Source organism: Arcicella sp. GW821-FHT09D11, assembly GCF_059416265.1.
This window is the reverse complement of record NZ_JBWKOV010000009.1, coordinates 55,671-76,491: the sequence shown is the minus strand read 5'-3', so window position 1 is coordinate 76,491 and position 20,821 is coordinate 55,671. Positions and strand designations below refer to the sequence as shown.

General features: G+C 36.2%; 16 protein-coding genes. 4 read left to right on the top strand and 12 right to left on the bottom strand.

The annotated features are described in order from the left end of the window. Positions 1 to 10 precede the first annotated feature (10 nt). Entirely contained in the window at positions 11 to 997 is a 987-nt protein-coding gene (locus tag AC07N0_RS19905) for an FAD:protein FMN transferase (RefSeq protein WP_494590678.1), read from the top strand. 87 nt (positions 998 to 1,084) lie between these two features. On the opposite strand, the gene AC07N0_RS19900 is transcribed toward AC07N0_RS19905, so the two are convergent. The 3 genes from AC07N0_RS19900 to rbsK all read right to left on the bottom strand — a co-directional run bounded on the left by AC07N0_RS19900 (position 1,085) and on the right by rbsK (position 4,649). Beyond that, positions 1,085 to 2,077: a GRP family sugar transporter gene (locus tag AC07N0_RS19900; RefSeq protein WP_494590677.1), complete on the bottom strand. Its 993-nt coding sequence runs from the start codon at positions 2,075 to 2,077 to the stop codon at positions 1,085 to 1,087. Positions 2,078 to 2,097: 20 nt separating this feature from the next. Further along, the gene (locus tag AC07N0_RS19895) at positions 2,098 to 3,663 is read right to left on the bottom strand and encodes an ADP-ribosylglycohydrolase family protein (RefSeq protein ID WP_494590676.1); all 1,566 of its coding nucleotides are present in this window, start codon (positions 3,661 to 3,663) and stop codon (positions 2,098 to 2,100) included. An 80-nt stretch (positions 3,664 to 3,743) separates the two neighbouring features. Continuing rightward, on the bottom strand, positions 3,744 to 4,649 hold the full coding sequence (gene rbsK, locus AC07N0_RS19890) for a ribokinase (protein ID WP_494590675.1): 906 nt from the start codon (positions 4,647 to 4,649) through the stop codon (positions 3,744 to 3,746). 148 nt (positions 4,650 to 4,797) lie between these two features. Here rbsK and AC07N0_RS19885 point away from each other — a divergent pair, with 148 nt between their 5' ends. Then, entirely contained in the window at positions 4,798 to 6,282 is a 1,485-nt protein-coding gene (locus AC07N0_RS19885) for a hypothetical protein (RefSeq protein ID WP_494590674.1), read from the top strand. 12 nt (positions 6,283 to 6,294) lie between these two features. Here AC07N0_RS19885 and AC07N0_RS19880 read toward each other — a convergent pair whose 3' ends face one another. The 3 genes from AC07N0_RS19880 to AC07N0_RS19870 are packed head-to-tail and all read right to left on the bottom strand — an operon-like array spanning position 6,295 to position 10,193. Next, a complete protein-coding gene (locus tag AC07N0_RS19880) occupies positions 6,295 to 7,104 on the bottom strand; it encodes a sugar phosphate isomerase/epimerase family protein (protein WP_494590673.1) in 810 nt (269 codons plus the stop codon). A 43-nt stretch (positions 7,105 to 7,147) separates the two neighbouring features. Next, entirely contained in the window at positions 7,148 to 7,984 is an 837-nt protein-coding gene (locus AC07N0_RS19875; RefSeq protein ID WP_494590672.1) for a phytanoyl-CoA dioxygenase family protein, read from the bottom strand. Between the two features lie 22 nt (positions 7,985 to 8,006). Then, a complete protein-coding gene (locus AC07N0_RS19870) occupies positions 8,007 to 10,193 on the bottom strand; it encodes a glycoside hydrolase family 36 protein (protein WP_494590671.1) in 2,187 nt (728 codons plus the stop codon). Between the two features lie 136 nt (positions 10,194 to 10,329). Here AC07N0_RS19870 and AC07N0_RS19865 point away from each other — a divergent pair, with 136 nt between their 5' ends. Next, a complete protein-coding gene (locus tag AC07N0_RS19865; RefSeq protein ID WP_494590670.1) occupies positions 10,330 to 11,211 on the top strand; it encodes an AraC family transcriptional regulator in 882 nt (293 codons plus the stop codon). Between the two features lie 10 nt (positions 11,212 to 11,221). On the opposite strand, the gene AC07N0_RS19860 is transcribed toward AC07N0_RS19865, so the two are convergent. Genes AC07N0_RS19860 through AC07N0_RS19850 form a run of 3 tightly spaced genes read right to left on the bottom strand, consistent with a single transcriptional unit; the run spans position 11,222 to position 14,786 of the window. Further along, positions 11,222 to 12,415, bottom strand: coding sequence for a Gfo/Idh/MocA family protein (locus AC07N0_RS19860; RefSeq protein ID WP_494590669.1), 1,194 nt, complete (start codon positions 12,413 to 12,415; stop codon positions 11,222 to 11,224). Positions 12,416 to 12,430: 15 nt separating this feature from the next. After that, positions 12,431 to 13,819, bottom strand: a complete 1,389-nt coding sequence (locus AC07N0_RS19855) for a Gfo/Idh/MocA family protein (protein WP_494590668.1) — start codon at positions 13,817 to 13,819, stop codon at positions 12,431 to 12,433. Positions 13,820 to 13,862: 43 nt separating this feature from the next. Continuing rightward, complete coding sequence (locus AC07N0_RS19850) at positions 13,863 to 14,786, bottom strand: sugar phosphate isomerase/epimerase family protein (protein WP_494590667.1); 924 nt, start codon at positions 14,784 to 14,786, stop codon at positions 13,863 to 13,865. Positions 14,787 to 14,905: 119 nt separating this feature from the next. On the opposite strand from AC07N0_RS19850, the gene AC07N0_RS19845 reads away from it, so the two are divergent. Continuing rightward, positions 14,906 to 15,781, top strand: a complete 876-nt coding sequence (locus AC07N0_RS19845; RefSeq protein WP_494590666.1) for an AraC family transcriptional regulator — start codon at positions 14,906 to 14,908, stop codon at positions 15,779 to 15,781. Positions 15,782 to 15,793: 12 nt separating this feature from the next. Here the strand turns inward: AC07N0_RS19845 and AC07N0_RS19840 are convergent, their stop codons facing one another. From AC07N0_RS19840 to AC07N0_RS19830, 3 genes are all read right to left on the bottom strand, one after another. Continuing rightward, positions 15,794 to 17,305 carry a GH39 family glycosyl hydrolase gene (locus AC07N0_RS19840; RefSeq protein ID WP_494590665.1) on the bottom strand — a complete coding sequence of 504 codons (1,512 nt, stop codon included), beginning with the start codon at positions 17,303 to 17,305 and terminating at the stop codon, positions 15,794 to 15,796. A gap of 98 nt (positions 17,306 to 17,403) precedes the next feature. Next, a complete protein-coding gene (locus AC07N0_RS19835; protein ID WP_494590664.1) occupies positions 17,404 to 18,741 on the bottom strand; it encodes an acetylxylan esterase in 1,338 nt (445 codons plus the stop codon). A gap of 13 nt (positions 18,742 to 18,754) precedes the next feature. Continuing rightward, positions 18,755 to 20,821: an alpha-galactosidase gene (locus tag AC07N0_RS19830; RefSeq protein ID WP_494590663.1), complete on the bottom strand. Its 2,067-nt coding sequence runs from the start codon at positions 20,819 to 20,821 to the stop codon at positions 18,755 to 18,757.

The window sequence follows — 20,821 nt, the reverse complement described above, 5'->3', positions numbered from 1 at the left end:
GAAAGAAAGTATGAAAAAAATATTGATATGTCTTCTCCTGATAAATTTTAGTACGACAGCACAAGTGTTGCGAAAAAGGACGGTAAAATTGATGGGAGGTCGATTTGATATTACAATAGTAGCCAAAGATTCCCTATATGCTGAAGAAAATATAGATGCTGTTATTGCTGAAATAACGCGGATAGAGAATCTTATTTCAGACTGGAAAAGCGATACTCAAATTTCTGAAGTAAACAGGAATGCAGGGATTGCCCCAGTAAAAGTTGACCCAGAAGTATTTCGATTGACAGAAAGAGCCATCCATTTTTCTGAAATAACCAATGGCGCTTTTGATATTAGCTTTGCAGCGATGGATAGAATCTGGAAGTTTGATGGCTCAATGACTCAAATGCCTACTATTGAGGCCATTAAGAAATCAGTTGAAAAAGTTGGATACCATAATATTATATTAGACCCCCAGAACTCTACTATTTTCCTAAAGCTAAAAGGCATGAAAATAGGCTTTGGAGCATTAGGAGAAGGATATGCTACCGACCGTTGTAGAGATATGATGCTAGCCAAAGGCATTAAGGCTGGTATAGTAAACGGCTCTGGCGATATGAGTATTTGGGGGAAACAACCCAATGGAAAACCTTGGGGCGTAGGGATAACCAACCCCATCCATAAAGACACGATATTCGCTGTTATACCGCTCTATAAAAGTGCCGTAGTCACTTCTGGGAGTTATGAAAAATATGTAATTTTCAACGGCAAGCGATATGCTCATATTATCAATCCTGTTACGGGATATCCAGCTACTGGATTATGTAGTGTAACCGTTTTGGGGCCTAGTGCTGAAATGGCCAATGGTTTTAGCACATCTGTCATGGTGTTGGGCAAAGAACTTGGGCTTGCTCTTTTAAAAAAATATCCAGCCTATAAAGCCATACTTATCACAGATAAAGGCAAGATATACTCTACTCCTAATATTGATATCAATAAGTATAAATTGGAATAGGTATTTATACTAAAGTAGAGAGTGAAACTTGTTAAAATAATCCTCTGAATAAGCTAGTAAATAGTCTATTCAGAGGATTACTTATTGTTATCTAGCCAAAATAATCATTCCTAATCCTAAGAGATAGAAAAGTAACATTATATTGAGTAAAACATTAGTGCTTTTACTGGCATTCTTGAATTCTTTCCAAACATAAATCCCCCAAATAGCGGCTACAATAGTTGCTCCTTGACCAAGTCCATACGAAATAGCAGGTCCAGCTTTTCCACTAGCAATAATATTGAATGCCATCCCTAAACACCAAATCGTTCCACCCAAAACTCCGATACTATGATTTTTGAAACTCCCTTGCCAATATGCCTTGTAGTTGAGCGAATCGCCCACAAACGGACGATAAATCAATGCTGTATTGAATATAAAGTTGCTCAATAATATTCCGATGGCAAAAAAGAAAATAGCCGTATAGGGACTCAATTTCCCAACTTCTGGTACTTCAAAATCTGGAAACATGGCATTGGCGACGTATTTATAAAACAAGCCCATCAACAACCCACTTATGACTGATAGCACCAATCCCTTCGTTGAGACCTTAGCACTTTCCGAAGAAGTACGATACACTTTTGCATTGAGCAAAATTGCCAAAGTGATAAACGCTACTCCTATTGCCAAAAGAATTCCATTGCCTAGGGGATGGTCTAAATAATTCACAATTACGCCAATGACTAATGCTAAACCAATACCTACAGGAAACGCTACCGACATCCCTGCAATGGCCATTGCGGCGGTTAGTAAGATATTCGCAGCATTGAAAATAATGCCACCGATAATGGCATAACCAATATTTTCGTTAGAAGCTTGTTGGAAATCACTCAAGAAATCCCTTCCTTTTTCACCGTGACTACCAAGGGTAATTGCCAAAATAAAAGATGTTAGTAGAATCCCTACTACATAATCCCAATAAAAAAGCTCGAAACGCCAGTTGTTTGCCGTGAGTTTTTGAGTATTTGCCCAAGACCCCCAGCAGAGCATCGTAATTAGACAGAAGAATACAGCTGTGGAGTAGTTTTCAATGATAAACATGTCTTCTAATATTGAGTGGTTTATTGTTTTGGCTTGATAGGCTGACCAAATCTAAATACATTTTCATTGGCTGTACTATTGGGTTTATCACTATAAATTAAAATATCTGTTATCCTACAATCTTGTTCAGCAGAAGGATTCAATAATTTTAGCAATACAGTATGTTTTCCTTTTGGAAGTTTGTACTTCCATGTCAACTCATGTCTTCTGGTGGTAAATGAAGTGGGTAGTTTGGCTGTTTCGAACAGTTTGCCATCGATATATACTTCCATCTCAAAAACATAATTACTGGTTGATGCCCATTTGGCTGTTTCGCCTTTTACAACAAAGCCCGTTCCTTCAAAGTCAAAAGAATATTCATCTTTCAAAGATTTGTACACATACTTTCTGTCGATAGGATAAGTGTTGTCGAAACTCTTTTCAAATGGTACTGCTACTGGGATTTGCACTGGAATAGTTACAGTTTCTTTCAAAATCTTTCCTCCGTTGCGTTCTATATTTAAAAGAGCATGTTTGTAACCAACTTCATAAACCTTGTTCAAAGACGTAGAAGTATATTTAAAGTCGATGTCTTCCGCTTCTTTCAAACCCATTTTCCAATAAGCTGGAATGGCATCATAGCCCAAAATTGTTCCTAAAATTCCTCCTGCCGACGACGGATTGCAATCAGCGTCTTGTCCACAACGAGTAGTAATTTCCATGGTTTTGGTAAAATCACCATTCCCATACAATAGTCCCACTACTACATAGGCAGAATTAATGGTAGCATCAATATTAAAAGGGGCAAAAACGCCATCTGGACAGCCTACATCTTGCGACCATTTATTTTGAATTTCGTACCAAGTTCTTTTCCAGTCGTTCGGATACATTTTATGCCATTTAATGACATCCGCAATGCATTTATAATAATTACTTTCTTTTGGAACAGTTTTTAAGGCTTCCTGAACCACATAGCGAACATCTTTCGAGACAAAAGCCAAAGCATAGCAAGCGCCTAAATAAACCCCACCATAATAGCCATCGCCATAATTCATGATATGTCCGATTTTATCAGAAATTTTAGAGGCTGTATTTGGCATGGCAGGAGACATCAAGCCTGCGAAATCACATTCGATTTGATAGTCTATACAATCAGCATGTGGGTTGTTTTCCCAATAGCCTGACTGTGGGGGCATGATTCCGTTTAAAATATTGCTTCGTCCTACTTGATTAGCATGCCAAAGTGCATAGCCTGCATTGGCATAAGCCTTGGCATGAGCATTTATTGGAGCATCGAGTCCTTCTTTTTCAAATACTTCTACAAAGGTCAAATCCATGTATAAATCATCGTAAAGTCCAGGGTTTTCTAACATCATTTTTTTGAGATAACCATCATACCAAGGCACAGGTTGGTATTCGTTGATGATTGTCCCATTGTATTTGAATTCCATCGGTCCTCCAAAGGTTACGCCAATGGTTTGTCCAGCCCAACCGCCCTTTATTTTATTTTTAAGGTCTTTCTGAGAGATGGTAATTGTTTTTGCCGTCTGAGCGATGCTACAGCATGCGGTTGAAAGTAAAGCAATCAATAAGAATATTTTTTTCATGTTTATAAAGCTGATTTTCAATAGTTTTACGATTAAAGTAGTCATGGAAAAACTCACAACAATTATTAAATCACCATTCACTAACTCACAACTAATTCCTTCCGATATGGAATAGAAGACTGTGCTCCCATTTTTTTCACCGAGGCTGCTGCTGCTTTGCAGGCAAATTGTACTGCTTCTTTCAAAGACATTTTTTCAAATAGCCCTACTGCCAAGGCACCGTTAAAACAATCTCCTGCGGCGGTCGTGTCAACGGCTTCTACTTTTACTGAATCGACCATTCCTTCAAACTCATCAGATAAAATATACGCTCCTTTTGAACCACGTGTAATCACGACATTCTTCACCCCTTTTTCTCTGAGAATATTAGCGGCTTTTCTGAGTCCGTCTTCATTGACAACAGATATTCCAGTAAGGATTTCTGCCTCCGTTTCGTTAGGAGTGATTACTGTTAAATATTTTAAAATGTCTTCTTTGAGCGGAGTGGCTGGAGCAGGATTGAGGATAATAGTAGCTTCGGTTTGATGAAATTTATTAACCACGTATTCCACCGTTTCAAGGGGTGTTTCTAATTGCATCAAGATTAAATCATCCTTTTCAAATATTGCACTGGCTTTATCTATATTGGCTGGTGATAGAAACGCATTTGCCCCAGGAGCAACCGTAATGCAATTTTCTCCTTGCATATCTACATTGATTAAGGCAACACCCGAAGGTTGTTCTGCATCAGTAAATACAAAATCTGTTTGAATTCCTTCTTTTTCAAATTGCTGTAAAGCCATTTTACCAAAAACATCATTGCCGACTTTACAGATAAAAACCGTCGGACAGCCTAATCTAGCAGAGGTAACTGCTTGATTTGCTCCTTTCCCTCCCGGGTTCATCAAAAATTTTCCACCCATTATCGTTTCACCAGGCAAGGGTAATTTTGGTGCTTTTATCACCATATCCGTATTTGAACTACCAATTATAATAATCTTACGCATTTGTATTCTTTTTTTTATACAAAAATACCTTTTATTAATTCAATTAAAAGTAGAATTTTATCATTTTTAGTTATGGCTAAAATTAAAAATGACAACCTTTATTTGTATTTTTAACATTTAAAGCTAATAATAACTATACAATATAAATATGGCTAATTCTGAACTCTTACTTTTATATAAATTAATACAATCTTTATCAAAAGCAGAGAAAAGGTATTTTAGGTTAACAACACAAATACAAGAAGGAGCTAAAACTTTTATGCAACTTTATGATATTCTGGATAGTTGTTCAAATTTCGACGAAGAGGTAGTTCAAAGAGTAACAAAAGAACTCACATCGAAATCTATAGAACCAGCAAGAAAATATTTGTATGCAAATATTTTAAAAAGTCTGAGATTATTTGAAGAAGAAAATTCGCTTGAAAGTCAACTTTTAAACATGATTCAGGAATGTAAAATCCTATTCAACAAGGGACATATTGATTTGTATAATAAGCGATTAGCCAAAGCGATTCAGCTTTCAGTTAAACATGACAAACATCTTTTTTACTTACTAATCAGTAAGTTAGAACTACAAAACTTGGTAAGTTTACAGTTTTCTGACATTACAGAAACGGAGCTTATACGTAAGCAAGAACAATTCAAAGCCTTGTTAAAACAAGAAAATATCCATCATGAGCAAGCGATGCTTTATGAAATACTCTGGTTTAGGTATCTTAAAAATGGGATGGTCAGAAGTTCGGCGGATATTGAAAAGCTCAATGATTTACTGTTAGAAGAAAGTCAGATTTTACAACAAGCAAGACAAAAAACATTTGAGTCAAAACGATTACACTTACAATTTCAGTCCACTTACTTTTTAGCAGTAGGCAATTCAAAAGGAAGTATCGCTATTTTTTATGAATTGATAAATTTATTTGAGCAACATCAAACACTTTGGATAGATAATCCAATGTATTACATCTATTGCATTGAAGGTATTTTAACCGATTTGAGGGCTATGGAAAAGTGGGAAGAGATGACTTTTTTTATAGCGAAACTCCGAAACATTCCTACTCTTAACGAAAGTACCAGATACTATTTACAAGTACTTATTTTTTCATATCAAGTTAACCTTCATAACGATTTAGAGCAAACCCAACAAGGACTAGAATGGGTAAACAGTCAGCTAAACGAAATTCAAAAAAGCATAGCACAAGTATCCGCCAAGCTTCAAGTCAAAGCTTATTATGCTTTGGCTAGGCTTTACTATTTTACAAAAGATTATACCATAGCACTGCAATATGTGAACGAGATTCTAGCTTCTTTTCAAGAAGACCTTGGCACATCATTGTATGCAGAAATCAGGATATTGAATTTATTGATTCATCATCGTTTGGGTAATTTTGATTACTTGAGTTATGATTTGGTATCGCTAGAAAGAAAATTGAAAATCGAAAAAAAATACCATGCCCTTGAAAAAGTAATCATTCAAGTGTTCAGAAATGTATTTACATTGAATAGTCGTTCTCAAAAACTATGGAATACGTTTAATGACCTCTCAAAAATGCCTTATCATCAACCCATTATCAAAAACCTAAAATTAGATAAATGGGTGTATAGTCGATTATTTGAGAAGCATCGAAACAAATAAATCTACCATCAATTAAGCGTTATATCTCTCTTTCAACAAATTCATCATATATACATTTATTTCCCATTGGTTAGCTACAGGCATTTGGGTATAAGGCAGCACGGGCATATAAGTAGCTGGGCCAAACTCTGTAGTGATAGTCAGCTGTGTTCCTTGCTGTCGATGTCTTGCTACAACTTTGTCCCACCAAGATAAATGTGCTTGTAGTACTTCTTCCCATTCTGGAGCACGTGGGTCATTTACTTGTGGCCCTTCTGGATGACCGACTCTACTATGAATATGATTGGTATGAGCAATGGCCTTGGCTACAGCTTCTTGCTGATCATCTAATAATGATTCGTGGACGTTGCACCAATGAGAAATATCTAAACAAATCCGCAAAGCTGGGATTTGAGTTAGATATTCCTGCGCAATATGGGCTGCAAAAAGACTTTTACCTCGATGAGTTTCATGAATAATTGTAATGCCTGTTTCCTTAGATATTATACGGGCTAGCTCAAATAACTGCTTGTTCTGTTCAAAAGTAAAGTAATCTTTTCCAGTTTGGCAGTTAATGAAAATAGGCTTAGCCGAAATAAGGTTTCTCAAATGCTTTTCATAGCTAACAGCATGTTCGCCTAAATCTTTTTCATGAGATTGCCAATATTGCCCGATAAGCTCTAGGTCAAAATCATTTAAGGTAGCCAGTATTTCAGCCTTTTCTTTTTCATCAAAAGGTAAAGCCATTTCTACACCGTCGTATCCTGCTGTCTTTACATTTTGACAAAAAGTTTCAAATGGAAGTACATTGCCCCACTGAGGAGCATAAAATTTAATATTCATGAGTGATGGTTTACACGTTACTGCCGTTAATTTAGTATTATATTTACTTCAAAGCAACATCTGCTTCTTTTACTAAAAATTCAGCTTTGTCTTCTCTCAATCCTGAAGTTTGCCAAGTTAACAATGCTTCATCTGGCACGATATCAATTGGTGTAATGCTAGAATTAGAAGACGCAGAATCATTATAAGGAATATTAGACGCACGATTATAACAAGAAATCATTGACCAGCGGGGCTTATCTGAAAGGTTAGCTTCTGAACGATGTAAAAGGTTACTATGAAAAAGCAACACATCTCCACCTTGTAACTCCACATAAATTAATTCCATCGTTTTTAAGGCTAAATCCACATATCTTTGCGATGCGCCTACTTGCTCACCCGAAAAGCCATGTTCCACTCTCCCCATTTTATGCGACCCTTTGATAACCTGTAAACAACCATTTTCTTGATTGGCATCTGTAATGGCAACCATTACCGACATCATTTGGTCGGGCAATAAAAACTCATTTTTATACCAATAGCCATAATCTTGGTGCCACTCCCAAGCCCCTCCTACTCGTGGCTCTTTTTGCATCAGCTTAGAATGGAAATGACAAACTGATGCGTCTCCATCAAGTAATTTATCTACAGTATTAATCAAACTATTGCCTCTGGTTAGCAATCCATATATATCATCCCCTGGCTTGTACCATAACGAAAGCTTACTCCTTTTTCCTGAACTATCATTTACATTAATAGCATTTTTACTCATTATGCTATCCTCTATCGCTATTTGGTATAATTTTGAAACTTCCTCCTGGTTAAAGAAACCTTTTAAAATCAAGTATCCATCTTGATTGTATTGCGCTATCTGAGTAGCCGTTAATGTTTGTTTTCCCATGTTCTTATTTTTTAATGTTCCTTTATTGCTTAATTACTTCAAAAAGTTCTCCGTTATATTTTTCATTGATTTTCACCTTAAATCCAATAGAGGATAATTGGCTCCCTGTCATCTGAGTGATTTTCTTGCCAGAAATTGCTTGTTTGATAAGGTAGATTTTTTCAGGCTGTAAGGATGTGATGAATATTTGCCTTTCGGTTTCCAAACTACCATGCTTAAATACTCCGATTATTCCTCCTGATTTTGTTTCTGTATTGATGCGCTGAAATCCATCCCATTGTCCTTCTTTCGGTTCACCCAAACCTGCTAAATCTTGCCTATAGCTCATGATTTGGTGTTTGTTTTCCATCAGTTGTAACCAATCTGCATAAGCTCTATATTGCTTAAAGTCTTGGGCCGATAGTTTTCTTGGGTCACCTAACATGATGGGCAAAGCACCTGCAAGCGATTTTATGTGCATTTCCCAACCTGTATCTTGCATCTCGGGGTTTCCAATAACTAATGCCGTGGCTGGAATAGCAGGCGAACGCCACCATGCCATATTTCTTACTCTTAAATCGACATTTTCCTGAGGCGGGCCATAAAAATTAGATAGCCAGTTTCCTTCAGCATGTTTCAGCATGGCATAATCTATCAATTGTAAACCACCCATTGTTTCAAAAGTACAATCGATAAATAGGCTTGGCTTGGTTGCATGCAATTCGTCAAACAACTTCCAAACACGTTCATAGTTTACATAAAATGACTCATGTTGGTCTTTGTGATTAGCGTGATTGGTAGCATAACAACCTGTATTTTTATGACCAAATCTGTAGGGACTGGTAACAACTGTAAAATCGAGTTTTAAATATTCTAGTCCGTATTCTAAGGATAATTTCATCAAAACGTTTTTGATATAATCGTACCAACCTGTACTAAAGCAAGCCGTTCGCATTTTTAAATCATTCTCATGCAAATTGGCAGGTTGTTGATTTTCATCTAATACAAACCATTCTGGATGTTCTTGATACACTTTGCTATCTGGCGAAGCACTACCCACACTTACCCATAAGCCGGGTTTCATCCCTAACGATTTGATGTAATCGAACACAGGTTTTAGTCCGTTTGGAAACTTTTTCTTGTCAATAATCCAATCTCCATAATTATCATTCCAGCCATCATCTATCACAAATTCTTTCATTCCCGCATCAGCGGCAGCTTTTGCCAGTTCCATGACCAATTTCTCATTAATGTCCTTATGAAAAGGTACCCAAGTATTATATACGAACGTTGGCTTTTGTGATAATTCAGAAAGACGCGTGCCTAAATGTTTTCGCACAAAGTTTGGCACATCCGTATTCAGTATCTCGTCGGGGTCTTTATGATTATTGTAGACCATCGTAAAGACCTGTGGAGACACAAAGTTTTCTCCTTGTTGAAGGTATTTTCTGAAAGGAAACTGTGCATCTTTATGGGTCAACCCACTGCAAATAGTAGGTTCTTGCCAAAAGACAGATGTATGTTTAATTACACCAGCAGCTTCATTGCCAATGACCATTCCTTGTTGCCAATCGCTATTATGAACCGTCAACAAGGCATCTTGCATATTACCATCATAAGGACCAATAGAACGCCTTCTTCCATAATCATGGCAAATCCAACTAAAGGTTGTGGCAAAATATCCCGTAATATTAAACTTCTCAACATCTACAGATTCTAAAGAAACACTTTTGCTTGATAAGTTCTTAATTACCAAATTTTTACGAATAACAGGTAAATTAGGATATAGCAAATAGTTGACGGTAAGTTCAAGTTGTTTATCTTCACTTAACAACTTGACAGCTACTCCCTCGCCTTGTTTAGTATCTGTAATTTTTTTAATATCAATCAAAGTCCAATTGTCTATTCCTGCATAAACTTTGTCATTAACTTCAAATTGAAACTCAGGATTATTTTTTTCGAGGTACTTAAATTCCCCTATTACAGGCTTATAAGAGGTAGTGCCAAAACTGCCTGATAAAGTAGGTAATTTTATATGTCTCTGGACAAATCCATTGTTTAATACTAATTCATCTGTAGTCCATTTTGCATACGATTGTTGTGCTTTTACAAAACTTGGACTGAAAACGTTAAATAGTATTATTACTACCAAGACAGTAATTTTAAGTACATCATAATGAACACAATAAGTGTTTTTAGTTCGTTGAAAGCTGTATTTGCTTAAATCCATTTCTTGTTTTTGTATATAATATTTTTTATATTTTATTGATACAAAATTCGTTTTTTCAAAGAAATAATAACTAAACAATTTTATTAATTACATGGATTATTTTACTTTTATCAAAACTGACTAACACAATATATTTATGCAAAAAAGTAGAGGCTTTGAAGGAGAATTAATTATAGAAATTCCAACACTAGCGATTAATAAAAGCAGAGCTTTGCCCTTAATTCATTCGCTGTATATTACCCGTATGGGATTCTATCCCAAAGCTTTGCACCATTATTACCAACGTCCGCTAGGTATTTCAAAAGTCATTCTGATTTACTGTACTCATGGAAAAGGACGGATTCAGCTTCAACATAAAACAATCAGTATTTCGGCAGGAGAAATATTTGTTATTCCTAAAAACGTACCTCATTCTTATGTAGCTGATGCTCAGAACCCTTGGACAATTTATTGGTTTCATCTCGACGGAAATAATGCCGATGATGTCGTAAAAGCAATTATGAATGATAATGTCGAGAGCGTTCAAGTAGGCTTTTCCAACGAGCGTAATGACTTATTCAAACAGATTACAAATGCATTATTAAAGGGCTATAGTGCCAACAATCTGCTTTTTGCCAACCTTTCGCTATCTTATTATTTATCTACTTTTATTACGACAGAACATTTTCAGCGTGTAAACGATACTCATTCCGTGGTTAGTTCTACCGACAAAGCCATCAAGTTTATGCAAGAAAATCTTGCTAATACGCTTACCCTTGAAGAAATATCTCAATCAGCACATCTTTCTATCTCCTTTTTCTCTAAAAAATTCAAGGAAGATACTGGCTATGCACCGATTGAATATTTCAATCATTTACGCATTCAAAAAGCTTGTCAATTGCTTCATTTTACGGCTTTGCGTATCAATGAAGTAGCCTCAGCAATTGGTATCGACGACCCATTTTATTTTTCAAGGTTATTCAAACAACAAATGGGTGTTTCACCTGTTCAGTACCGTAAAGGTGAACCCAATCATTGATAAATAACATTTAAGCCAATGTGGATACTTCCACAATTTCTCCTGTATCTTTCTTCTTTAAAATCACCTTTTTATCTCCATTAGGGAGTACTTCTTCTTTTACCAACCAATGATCATTGTCATATTCTTTGTAAACAGAGGGCTTTGTTTGTCCAGTCAATCCTCGCCAGATAGGTAGTTGCACTGTTTCCCATTGCTTGCTTTTTGCAGAGACAAAAGCAGCATCTAAAATGGCATTCACTACATATCCATCATAAAATGTTTCCTGTGGCTCTCGCTGGTTTTCAATCGCATCAAACATATCGGTAAACATATTGGGGTAGCCCAACTCGTGGGCTTCATCGCCTACTGGAAATAGCCATCCATTATTTACTTCTGCTTTTTCAGCTACATAGCCTGCTCCTTTGCCTGTGCTAAAAACTTCAAAACCTGTACGTAAAAAGCTATTCAGCCAAATAGAACCCTCGGTCCCCACTACCTCATCTCGCAAATCCATTCCCCCTCTGAAAGTCCAGCTTACTTCAAACTGACCAATCGCTCCGTTTTCAAATTTCACTAGACCAATGGCATGATCTTCCGCTTCAATTGGATGTACCTGAGTATCAGCCCAGCACATTACTTCAATAGGTTTTATATCTTTTCCAATAAAATTTCGACTGATTTCTACACAGTGACACGCCAAATCGATAATGGCTCCACCACCAGATTTTTCTTTATCCCAGAACCAATCACTATGTGGCCCAGGGTGTGCTTCTCTGGATTTTGTCCAGAGTACCCTACCAATACTTCCCTGTTGTACACTAGCTACTGATTTCAAAAATTTAGGCGTATAGCATAAATCTTCAAGGTAACCTGCAAAAATGCCTGCCTCTTCTACTAAATGTAACATTCGTTCTGCCTCGGCTGCTGTTCTACCCAAAGGTTTAGTACATAATACATGCTTTTTGGCTTTGGTACAGGCACTTACGGCTATTTCATGCAAATAGTTTGGTAATGAAATCAGTACAACATCTACCTCTGGATGGTTGATGGCTTCTTCCATATTATCAGTAAAATGCTGTAAATGATAATCGTCAGCAAAGCGTTTAGCTTTGTCAATATTACGAGAGTAAACCGTATAAATAAAGTCTTTTCTTCTTTGGGCATGCAGTGAAGTAGCATAAAAACGAGCAATAAAACCCGACCCCAACATGGCAATTTTCATGAGCTAAATAGTTATTTAAGATAATTTCATTTTCTCGGCATCCCAATTTAATGCCTTATTTTTTTCGGCACTAATATTACAAGCGATAGATGGCCCTGCTGTTCTTAGTCCAAAAGTAGCATCTTCTAGAATAGGCGTATTTGAGCGTATTCCATTAAAAAAGCAAATCATGTGGTCTAATCTGTCATCATAATTGGCAGGTGCTGTAAATTCAATGGTTTTTCCCATGTCAAAACCTCCCATGGTATTGCCATATTTTTCTTTGTACCATTTTTTATAGTCTTCTTTTTGTTGAGCTGAAAAACTATCAAAAGAATCATATCCTCCGAAACCAGGGGCTGCACTTCTTTTCAATGTTCTTACTTTAAAGTCGTTCCAACCAACATCTATTGCACCTTCTGTTCCAATGAGTTTTATGCCAAAACCATTTTTTCCTTCCCCACTTGCTAAGTTGATACGGGTATATAATTGAAAAGAAGATAAAGTAGGCGTTTGAGGATAAGCCATAAATGAATTGATTAAATCATAGGCATCTCTTCCATCTTTCCAATAATTTACTTCTCCTAACGCAAATATCTTATTTGGTCCTATCGAACCTGTGATGGTGTGTAAGCCTGTTAGTAAATGAACGACTAAATCTCCTGCTGACCCTGTACCATAGTCTTTATAATTTCTCCATCTAAAAAATCGCTCTGCACTGAAAGGAACTTTAGGGGCATTGCCTAAAAACTTATCAAAATCAATGGTTTCTGGTGAAGCATCCGTCGGAATAGAATACTGCCACGCCCCTTTGGCATCGGTTCTGTCACAATAGGCCTCTACATAACTCAACTCGCCAATTGCTCCCTTTTCAAAGTGTTTTTTAGCTTCTAGAATAGCTAAACTACTTGCTCTTTGACTCCCTACGAGAAAGACCTTTCCTGTTTTCTTTTGTGTTTCTATAATAGCATATCCATCTTCTATTTTCTGAATCATTGGCTTTTCACAGTACACGTGTTTGCCTGCATTCATCGCATCAATAGCCATTTTCTGGTGCCAATGGTCTGGTGTACAAATCAATACAGCATCAATATCTTTTCTAGCCAATATTTCTCTGTAATCTTTGGTGGTGAAAATGCCATTACCCCATTTTTCCTTTGCTCGTTCTAATCGACCAGTGTATAAATCACAGACTGCTACTAACTCTACACCATCAACTTTGAGAGCGGCATCTGTATCGTAATGACCAATAATACCTGAGCCAATTAATCCTATCCTAATTTTATCATTAGCACTAATTTTAGTAGTAGGAATCAGCTTTTTGTGTAGTACTTCTTCATGAGCATTTACACCAGTAGTACCAATGGATATTGCGGCTACTGAGCCACCCATATTCTTTAAAAATTTTCTTCTTGATTTTTCCATTTTTGTTAAATAAAAGTTTTACTAAATAGAGTAATGTTAAACGCTATCCTAAGAATGTTTCTTTAATGGCTGAAAATCCTTTGATATGAGCACTGACTACATCCATGGTATTGGGCGAGTTGGGTTCTAAACATTGTTCTATCACGATGTGTGGATGAATATTTATTTTTGAGAGTTCTTTTGCTAACCTAATGTAATCAATATCGCCTTGAGCAGTGAAAGCTTCAGACCAAACACCGCCAATAGATTGTCGGAGGTGTAATTCAGCTATTCTTTTTCCATATAGCTTCAATACATCAAATACGGCTACTTCTGAATTATCAGAACCTCTGTAAACCCAGTGTACATCAAAACAAAAGGAAACATTTTGGGGAGTAGTATTTAATAGTATATGATGAAACTCTCTTGCCCCTGCTTTTAGCTCAACATCGTGGGTATGATAAGCCAAAGTTAATCCTCGTTGTCGCAGTTCCTTACCCAATGTTTCCATAGCCTGTGCTTGAAGATTCAACTGTGCATCAGTTTTTAATTCGTTTGAACCCCACTTTATCGGACTTGGATTGGTTACAATAATTTTTGTCCCATAGTTTTTAACTACATCGGCAATGGCTATTATGGTATTGATAGAGGTTTTGATGGCCTCTTTTTCATGTAAAATACTGTTGACATAAATAGAAGGTAGGGCAATACCGTATTTATTAAGCACAGGAATTAATTCTTGAGCCATTGCTGGACTTTCAATATTTGGTTCATAAGCTTTGATGCCTGTTTTGGCAAACTCAGAAAAGTTTTGTTCTAGGTTGTCGCCCCATTTTTTATGAACTCTATTATAGAAAGTAATCCAATTATAGCTGTTACAAGAGATAGGCAAATGATGATAGCTAGGCTTTGCCAAAGCCGTTGATGCTATGGAAATAGCAGGGATAAAAGCTAAAAAATTACGCCTGTTTAATACATTTTTTTTCATACTTAATAAGTAGGATAATATCGTTGTTGATTATTAACATAAATTAATACACAAAAAAACAATGAATAATATTATATTGCCACCATAAAACAACTTTTACCGATACTATTTTGACTAGTTTGAAAATATCTAAGCATGCTGTCTTCCAAAAGCTTCCTTTGAACACAGGAAGTTCGTTTATTATTGGGCGTTATGAGTCGCCAAACTTTGAAACGCCTTGGCATTTTCATAAGGAATACGAATTAGTTTATTGTGAAAAAGGCTTTGGGAAGAAATTTATTGGAGATAATTTTTCCTCTTATCAAGAAGGAGAAGTGGCATTTATTGGTAAAAATGTACCTCATTTATTCAAGGCTGACGATTGTTTTTATCAAGATGATAATCCTATAAAACCTTGTTCAATAGTGATTCAATTTTCAGAAGATTTCTTAGGAGGAGATTTTTTTAATAGTCCTGAAATGACAAATATGAAGAAGGTATTGTTATTATCAATGAATGGTTTGCTTGTCTTGGGAGGAGCTAAAGAAAAAATTAAGCAGCTCATGATAGAAATGCTTCATTTAGGGAATGTGGGGCGACTCAGTAAGTTGATTGAAATATTTGCTATCCTTTCAAATGGACAGGAATTACAACCTATTTCGGTAAATACCATTAGTGGTATCAATATCAACGATAGTTTAAAAATGAATAAAGTATTGGAATATGCTTTATTACATTTTAAAGATGACATCTCTATTACAGAAGTTGCGGGAATAAGTAATCTTTCAGAATCAGCTTTTTGTAGGTATTTTAAATCTCGGACACAAAAAACTTTTTTGAGTTTTGTCATCGAAATGCGCCTCACTGAAAGTTGTAGACTCTTGCAAGAAACTAATAAATCTATCCTTGAAATTTGCTATGAATGTGGGTTTAAAAATCTGTCTAATTTCAATCGCCTATTTCGAAAACAGTTCAAACAAAATCCGATGGAATATAGAAAACAAACGGGAAGATGATTTATTGATAAACTATTTTTTAATGCCAATCAAGGATTTATCAGCAATCAATATCGGAGCATCATACACTGGAAGATCATTAAAAATGTATTTATTGCCTATCTTTTTCCATTGATTATCAGGGATTTCATAAACCAATCCTGTAAGGATATCTACATAAACAGGTTGGTCAAAATTACCATTGAGGATAGTAAAATTTATATTTTTTGTCAAATTGGTATTAGTTGGAATAGCTTCATCTAGCCAGATAGTAAATATTTGCTTTTTAGATTGTGTATGTTCGTAGCCATATATAGCTAAATTCCTGTCGGTTCCCTTATTATATTTTACCTCATCTATTTTTAATTGAGTTTCAGTATTATGAGTAGGTTCCAAGTTTTTAATTCGTTGGAGGGTATTATCAAAAACAGAAGCAACATTTTGCATGGCATAATAAGCTATTTTAGGGCGAACAACCCTGTTTAAAGAGTCTGCTTCTATAATACCTTTTACATTCTTTTTATTAATTGGCCCATTCATCACGCCATAATTCATTTCGACAATCCCTAAAATACTCGACTCTATATCATGTCCTAAATCTCCTAACATTCTACGTACATTCCATTTAGCTTGTGAGATTTCAGTCCAATCATAGTCTCCCAATGCTCCGCGACCATATCCACTTGACGAAGGTGCACCATTTTCACCTTGACGCAATTTTATAGTTGGGGCATATTTATCTAAAATCCGTTTCAACTCTGCTACATGAGCATAATTAGCATCAGGATTATAGACATAGTCGTGGTAAGTCATATTATCAAAAAGCTTCATTTTGCCTTTTTGATGTATCGTTTTAAAAAAAATATCAGCATATTTTAAATCAATATGTCCCATCGCCAAGCCAGAGATTTTAGCCGTGGGCTGATGTTTTTTGATAATCTCTGCTGTTCTAATATTTAATTCGGCTACTTTTTCAGGGAGATTGATTTCATTATCTCCAAAATTGGGTTCATTCCAAATTTCCCAGGCGCTTACTTTTCCCTTATAACGTATAACCAAGGCTTCTACCCACTTATCCCACGCTTCTAGGGCTTCGGGCGAAGTAGGTATTCCCGCACTTAGATTAATACCCCCACCTCCTTCATATATTGGATTACCATAGGATGTTTCTAACCACGGCTGAAAACCCTGTTTGTGGGCATCGTCAATGATTTTATCCAGCCATTGCCAATCATATTTGCCTTTTACTTTTTCAGTTTTAGCCCAACCAGCTTGCATTCTTAATCGTTTGATACCTAGAGGAGCAATATAGGCTTTATATTGTTCATAGTCAGCCATATCTCGATCAAGGGTTTCACAGCCAATTATCCAGTTTGACGAAGATATTTCCTGTGTACTCCTAGGTCTTAATACACCTTTTTTTATGAATGATATTTTCAACTCAGGCATGATATTATTCTTAGATGTCTCTATTTTTTGAGCATCCACAGCAACAACATTACCCATCAAATAACACACTATCAGCAAACGATTGAAGGTATTCATAAAAGTTTTTTTACGTTATTAAACATGAATGTTTAGAAGTCAGTATTATGAGGTAATACCGACTTCATCACACTACTGAGAATCCTAGAAGCTATATTTTACTTTCCTTTTAGTTTTTCTTGTAACCAACTATTCATTTTTTCTCCTTGTTCTGGATAAGTCCAGTGCCCTGTATCAAGGGCTAGAAATAATTCTTTGGGTGCAGTAATCACATTATAGGCTGCATACATTGACGTTGGTGGGCAAGTTTCGTCATTAAATCCCCATGAATACATTCCTGGCACTTTTACTCTGCGAGCAAAATTCACTACATCATAGTATCCAACTGTCGCTAATTTTTCTTTCGTTTCATTGTAAGCTCTACTCCATTTGTCAAAATAATGTGGCCAGCCTCCAGCTCTGCCTTTTAAATAGCCTGTTACATCTGCCAAGGCTGGATAAAATGCTCCAAGCCATTTTACTCTGCTATCTAATGCTGCCGTTACGATAGATAAAGCTCCGCCCTGACTACCGCCTGTAACTGCTAGGTTTGAACCATCATATTGTGGGAGACTCGTTAAAAAATCATTGGCTCTTACACAACCCATATAAACCCTTTTATAAAAAAAACGATTTTTATCGTCAAGGTTATAATTAGGATAACCATTCAAAATACCAGCACCCAAATCGGTATAAACAGATGGCTCCATCGTTACAGGAATGCCATGAATCCCTATTTGAAAAGTAATGATTCCTTTTTCAGCATTATTGATATCACCTCCATAAGGACGCACACCTGCCCCTGGCACTTGTAATAAAGCAGGGTATTTTCCTTCTTTTTTAGGAACACATAATATTCCGTAAAGCCTTGCTCCTATTTTGAAATTTTGAAGATTAACATGATATACGTTTACCTTTTCTGTACATCGTTCTGGCAATAATGTCATTTTAGCATCTATCGGAATTTTAGCTAATTCATCTTTCGCTTCTCGCCAGAAAATATCAAAATCAACAGGGTTTTCAACGGTTGGACTGATAGTCAGGGGTTCAAAAGCCGCAGTACTTAGATTCCTGTATTCTTTTCCATCAATTTCTGCAATAGCAATACAGCGTAGAAAGCCTGACGTTGTCATTGTTCCTCCATCAATAATTTGTGAGCCTGTGACTAAGCTAATGGCTTCCTTTTTAGAAGGTTCTTGTTTTTCAGGACCTATCTCATACCTTACTTTTGCATCTTTTACCAGATTCCCATTTTTAAAAACAGCAATAGTAAATTTTACTTTTTCTCCTAGCTTATAGGTCCAATCGGCGTGGTCGGCAGCTACTAATACTTTTACAAACTTCTCTGTAGGTTGAGAGAAAGCTATTGGTAAACACAAAGCCCAAATAAGGGACAATAAAGCGGTTTTCTTGAACATAGGAATTGTTTCTTTTTTAGCGATAAAGATATATTTCATTGAAATATACTTGTTATTTCAATGTATACCGATACAGCGCAAAGCTATTTATTTCGGGTAAATTGATAATAACATTTCCTTCTTCAAGTACCTGACTTTCAAATGATTTACCTTGCCCTGCTATCAATTCTAGCTTCACTTTTTTTCCTGTGGGCAACCAAGTTTTTACTGCTTTCTTAGTATCTATCGTATTTTCTCGGAATACTAGCAAATATCCCTTCTGTTCATTTGTAATTGATTGTAAACCCGTCCATGACTTGCCATTTGGCTCATCACCTATTGGGAATATTTGCCCTGCATGAATGTTAGTATTGTGCTGTAAATAAGTTTTAATCAATTTGCTGGTTGCGAAAGCTTCTGAAGGCAAACCTGTACCTTCAAACCAAGCTAAAGGCTGAGCAAACATCGTAATGGCAAAAAGATAATCAAATGAGTAGTTCTTTGGTGCAAAAATATCGTTAGCTTGATATTTTTCTTGATTCCTCCATTTGTTCAAAAATTCAATTTGTAGGTTTTGAGCAGGCACATATTTCGATAACATCCATAAGTTTCGTAGGGTGGTATAAGGGTAATAATTTGTCCAGTCGGTATAACGATTTTCTAAGAAAATATTCCCGTATTCATTCAGATAATGATAACCTCCCCTTCGGTGGGCTGTTACATCGAGGTTGAAAACTACTTTATGATTTGTCTCGTTACTGACTTTATCCAAAAACTTCCTAAAATTTACTTCTGCTAATTTATCGGGTAAGTTTACGCCGTCTATCTTAAAAGTGCGGATACCATATTTTTTATAAATATCAATTAAAGCATCAGCATCTTTTTCCCAATGTTCATTACTGTTGTCTTTGCTTGGGTTAAACCATAAACAAATTTCTATACCAAGTTCTTTTCCTTTTTTTACGATAGGTGCTAGTCCATTCGGAAATTTCTCAGGATGTGGCTCCCAATAATTTTTATTATCCCAAATATTACTCAGTGAGCCACCCTTAAAAGCAGAGTTTGAAGAACGTCCCAATTGCCAGCCATCATCTAGCTGAAAATGAGTAATTCCTAATTTAGCACCTGCCTCTAATTCTGCCAACGCAAATTTTTCTTGAATACGCGCATCCTGTCCTCTATCTCCCCAAGTATTCATCAAAATCATTTCGTCTCTGCCCGTTTGGTGAATTCTGATGCGTTCTTGATAATTTCTTAAGACTTTATATCTATTTTCCTCATCTCCCGTATATACCCCCGTTACAAAACCATACCCTCTACGCCATTCTGTTGGGTGTAAATCACTAGGATTCAACCCTGCTCCAATTACCCTAAAAGCGCCATACTCTGTGATAAAATCACTGCTTGGATAAGCCAATTGCACATTAGAGGTAGGTGCTTCTTTCAATATAAAAACGCCGTTATTATTTATATTATCGTGAGCAAAAAGCAGATTGCCCCGATAAAAATTCGGTCTGTACGACAAGGCTTCTACCTTGTTCACCAAATTGTTAAAACGGTCTGTAATATCAAAAAACTCTACCGCTTCTATCTGCCAATGTTTTCCTGAGAGTTCTAATTTTTCAATGACTGGAGTATTACTTCCTGCATTACTGGCACTAACCTTTTCAAGGTTTACCATATCAGCAAGATTGATTCCTTGTTGTAACCAAATACTTTTAGAAGTTCCTTTAAAATACAAATCACAAGCAATTACGGCGCACTCTGGATATAAACGAAACACTCTTTTAATCAATAATTGCTCTAGGCGATAACTAATCTCTATGGCTAAATGTGCTGGAGTAACTTCGTTCTCTGGAATATTTTTCACTGTAAAAGTAGCATCTTCGGCTTTTTCAGTTTGCTCAGGAAAAGTCAAATCAGGCTTACTGCTATTCATTTTCCACATATTACCACTAGTTTTATCTGTTAAAGATTGCGTAATGATATTACCATTATTCCATTTGTATGTTCTCGCTATTTTTGTGTTTTCGATGGTCAGGGTATCATTTTTCAAACTAGCACGACAGCTCTCTATACCTTGTGTAAAGCCTGAAATACTTAGCGAAAGAAAAGTAAGAATAAGGAATGTGTTTTTCAT